The sequence below is a fragment of the Streptomyces phytophilus genome, assembly GCF_013870535.1.
Lineage (GTDB): Bacteria > Actinomycetota > Actinomycetes > Streptomycetales > Streptomycetaceae > Streptomyces > Streptomyces phytophilus.
Genome location: NZ_JACBXC010000658.1, coordinates 1 through 3,369, shown reverse-complemented (window position 1 = coordinate 3,369; position 3,369 = coordinate 1). Strand labels below are relative to the sequence as shown.

Sequence of the window (3,369 nt, the reverse complement as noted above, 5' to 3'; positions counted from 1 at the left end):
GCCGCCGCCGAGCAGGAGCAGTCCGCGCGGCGCCAGCTCCGCTGGACGCTGGCCGTCGAGCTGGTCTTCGCCTCCGTGGTCCTCGGCGCGACGGCGGTCCTGGCCGCCACACCCCCCGGCTCCCGCCCCGCGGGGGCGGCCGCCGCCGGCCCGGCGGAGCGCAAGGCCGTCCACCGCGGCGAGGTCCGGCTCACCGGCGGCAGCGCCGAGTTGGCCGTCGAACCACCCCGGGCCGGCGCGCGGACCACGCTGACGCTGCTGGTGCGCGACGCCGGGGGCAGACCCTGGAACGTGCCCGAGGTGTCCGTCTCGCTCAGCCTCCCGGACGGCGGACCCGGACCGCTGGAGTTCTCGCTCGAACGCAGGGGTCCGGGCCGCTTCGTCTCCGACCGGCTGATGCTGCCGGCGCCCGGCGACTGGGAGGCGGAGGTCCGGGTCCGCTCCACCGACATCGACGTCGAGACGGTGGAGACGGTCGTCCCGGTCAGCTGACCCCGAGGGCGCCCGGGTGCCGGAAAAAGCCGTGCGGGTCGTAGCGCTTCTTGAGCCCGAGCAGCCGGCCGTGGTTCTCGGCGTAGTTGGCCCGTCCGAAGTCCGGCACCCGGACCGAGCCGGGGAAGTTGATGTACGCGCCGGAGGCGAGGGGCGCCAGCGCCGCCGCGCCCGCGGCGGCCCAGCCGTCCAGTTCGCCGGTGAGGTCGGCGGTGTCCGCGCCGCCCTGGAAGCCGGTCAGGAAGTTGGCGTCCCGGTGCACGAACGCGGTGTCGCCGCGGTCCGGGTCCGTCGCCGCGCCGCCGCCGGCCTGGATGATGAGGAAGCGGTGCAGCAGCGCGTCGTGCGAGGACCAGGCCGAGAGGATGGCGTCCGACTCGGCGGCCGTGGGCCCCCTGGACGTCAGCACGTAGCTCTGCCGCTGGAATGCCGTACGGCCCAGGGCGGCCTCCGGGCTGGTGCCCACGCGGTGGCACTGGGCGTCGGTCTTGTCGCCGCAGCCGTACAGCTCCTTCATGCCCTCGGAGAAGCCCGTCGGCGCGGACGTGCGCTGGATCGGCGGGGCGCCGATCCGGGCGGCGAGGTCGTCCAGGAGCCCTTCCAGCTCCGTCGGACTCCCGTGGTGGGCACCGTAGATCCGCACCAGCGGCGCGGCGGAGTACGGCGGCATGACGATGAGGCAGCTGCCGAGGGCACGCGGGGCGTCGAGCAACCACTCGTGCCACGCGGTGAGCGCCTGCGGGGCGTGGTCCCAGGCCCACAGCAGGTCGTACGTGACCATCTGCGGCTGGTCGAGCGGCCGGACCTCCCAGTCCACCACCGCACCGAAGTTGCCGCCGCCACCGCCGCGCAGCGCCCAGAACAGATCCGGCTCCCGGGTCGCGGAGGTGTGCACGATCCGGCCGTCGGCGAGCACCACGCGGGCCGAGACGAGCCGGTCGCTGGCCATGCCGAACTTGCGGGTCTGGAAGCCGATCCCGCCGCCGGAGACGAAGCCGCCCGGACACACGGTGGGGCAGGTGCCCGTGACGATCTGCTTGTTGTACGGCTTGAGCGCGATGAGTGCGTCGATGGACTGGGCACCGGGGCCGACGCGGACCGTACTGCCGGAGACCGCCGCGTGGTTGATGCGGGAGAGGTCGACGACGAGCCCCTCGCCGGTGGACCAGCCGTTGAGGTTGTGGCCGCCGCTGCGCACCCGGGCCGGTATGCCGTGGTGCTGGGCGAAGAGCACGCAGGCCCGGACGTCCCCGGGGGTCTCGCAGTACGCGATGGCCTGCGGGTTGACGGCGTCGTACTGGCCGATCGCCAGCTGCTTCGCCTGGCCGTACCCGCTGTCGGAGGGCAGCACCACGTCGCCCTGCAATATCTTGCGCAGGGTGCTCCATTTGTCGGCGGCGCCGAATGCCGAACGGGTGCTGACGGTGGCGGCTCCGGCCGCCACGGTGACGCCGCCGCCGGCCCGGATAAGCGATCTTCTGCTGAGCAACATTCCTCCTGTTGATCGATGACTCGGGGAATCGCGGGCAATTCAAGTGGGCCGGAACTTTCCCGGTAACCCCTGCCCGCCCCCTGTATCAGCCCGCCCGCGTGGCATTCATCCACAGGTCCGCGGGCAGGTCCTGGCGGCGTTTGATGCGGAGTTTCCGGTAGACCCGGGTGAGGTGCTGCTCCACCGTGCTCGGCGTGATGTACAGCCGCGTGGCGATCTCCCGGTTCGTGTAGCCCATGACCGCGAGCGAGGCCACCCGCCTTTCGGACTCGGTCAGTTCCGAGACCTCCGCGGAGCTGTCCGCCTGGGGCCCGGCGCCGGCGGCCTCGCTGTTGCCCAGCAGCAATTCCTGTGCCAGCGGGGTGGCCTTGCACGCGTGCGCCACGTGCAGCGACTGGCGGAAAAGCAGCCGCGCCTTGCGGTGCTCGCCCAGCGCGTAGTGCGTACGGCTGAGATCCGCCAGCACCCGGGCCTGTTCGTAGCGGTCGCCGGTGTGCTCCAGCAGTTCCAGCGCCTCGGTCAGCAACTGCAGCCGGCGGCTGGGCGGGCTGACGGCCGCGTAGAGCCGCAGCGCCAGGCCGCGGGTGCGCGGGTTGCCGGTACCGGGGCGGGCCAGCTGCTCGTGCGCCAACTGCTTGGCCCGGTCGCGGTTGCCGAGCCGCAGCCACGCCTCCGCGGCGCTGGTGCGCCACGGCACGGGGCCGGGCACGTCGACGCCCCACGCGCGCTGGAGGTCCTCGCAGGACAGGAAGTCGGCGAGGGCGGCGTGGGCGTGGTTCCTGGCCAGGTGGTGGCTGCCGCGGGCGTGCAGGTACGGCAGCCCGAACCAGCTCTCGTACATGGCGTTCGGCACCGATCCGGCGAGATACCCCGCCGCCTCGTCGTACGCGCCCATCCGCGTCGTCGCCAGGATGAGGCTGCCCAGCGGCAGCCCGACCGCCACCCCCCACGCCTTGGCGGGCAGCACGGTGAGCGCCTCGCGGGCGTGCTCCGCCGCCGCGACCAGGTCGCCCTGCCGCACGGCGGTCTCCGCGCGCACCGCCGTGAGCAGCGCCTGCCAGGTGGGCACCGCCCGGCGGCCCGCCTCGGCCATGAGCCGCTCGCACCACCCGGCGGCCGTGTCCGACTCGCCCGCGTACACCAGGGTGAGCAGCGCGAGGACGGCCGCCTCGTCGGTCCAGGCCGCGGTACGGCTGAGCTGGAGGTCCCACAGCGTCTGCTTGGCCCGGCCCACCGCGCCCTGCCGGTTGCGGGCGAGGTCGTCGGCGAGCGCCCCGACCCGGCCGAGCCAGGGGTCGCTGCGCAGCGTCAGCAGCGCGCCGATGCCGCTGCGGCGCAGCACGCCGCGCTTGCCGTTCGGCCGCGCCAGCGGCGGGTACGTCCAC

General features: G+C 73.9%; 2 protein-coding genes and 1 pseudogene. 1 reads left to right on the top strand and 2 read right to left on the bottom strand.

Annotation, left to right across the window (positions count from 1 at the left end):
* Window positions 1-492, top strand: a pseudogene (locus H5J30_RS23060) (hypothetical protein); the annotation flags it as partial.
* Here the strand turns inward: H5J30_RS23060 and H5J30_RS23055 are convergent.
* Window positions 485-1,981, bottom strand: a complete 1,497-nt coding sequence (locus H5J30_RS23055) for an FAD-binding oxidoreductase (protein WP_258563494.1) — start codon at window positions 1,979-1,981, stop codon at window positions 485-487. The pseudogene H5J30_RS23060 and the gene H5J30_RS23055 sit on opposite strands and share 8 nt — an antisense overlap.
* A gap of 88 nt (window positions 1,982-2,069) precedes the next feature.
* Window positions 2,070-3,369, bottom strand: a 1,300-nt coding sequence (locus tag H5J30_RS23050) for a helix-turn-helix transcriptional regulator (protein ID WP_181789293.1), incomplete at its 5' end; no start/stop codon positions are given.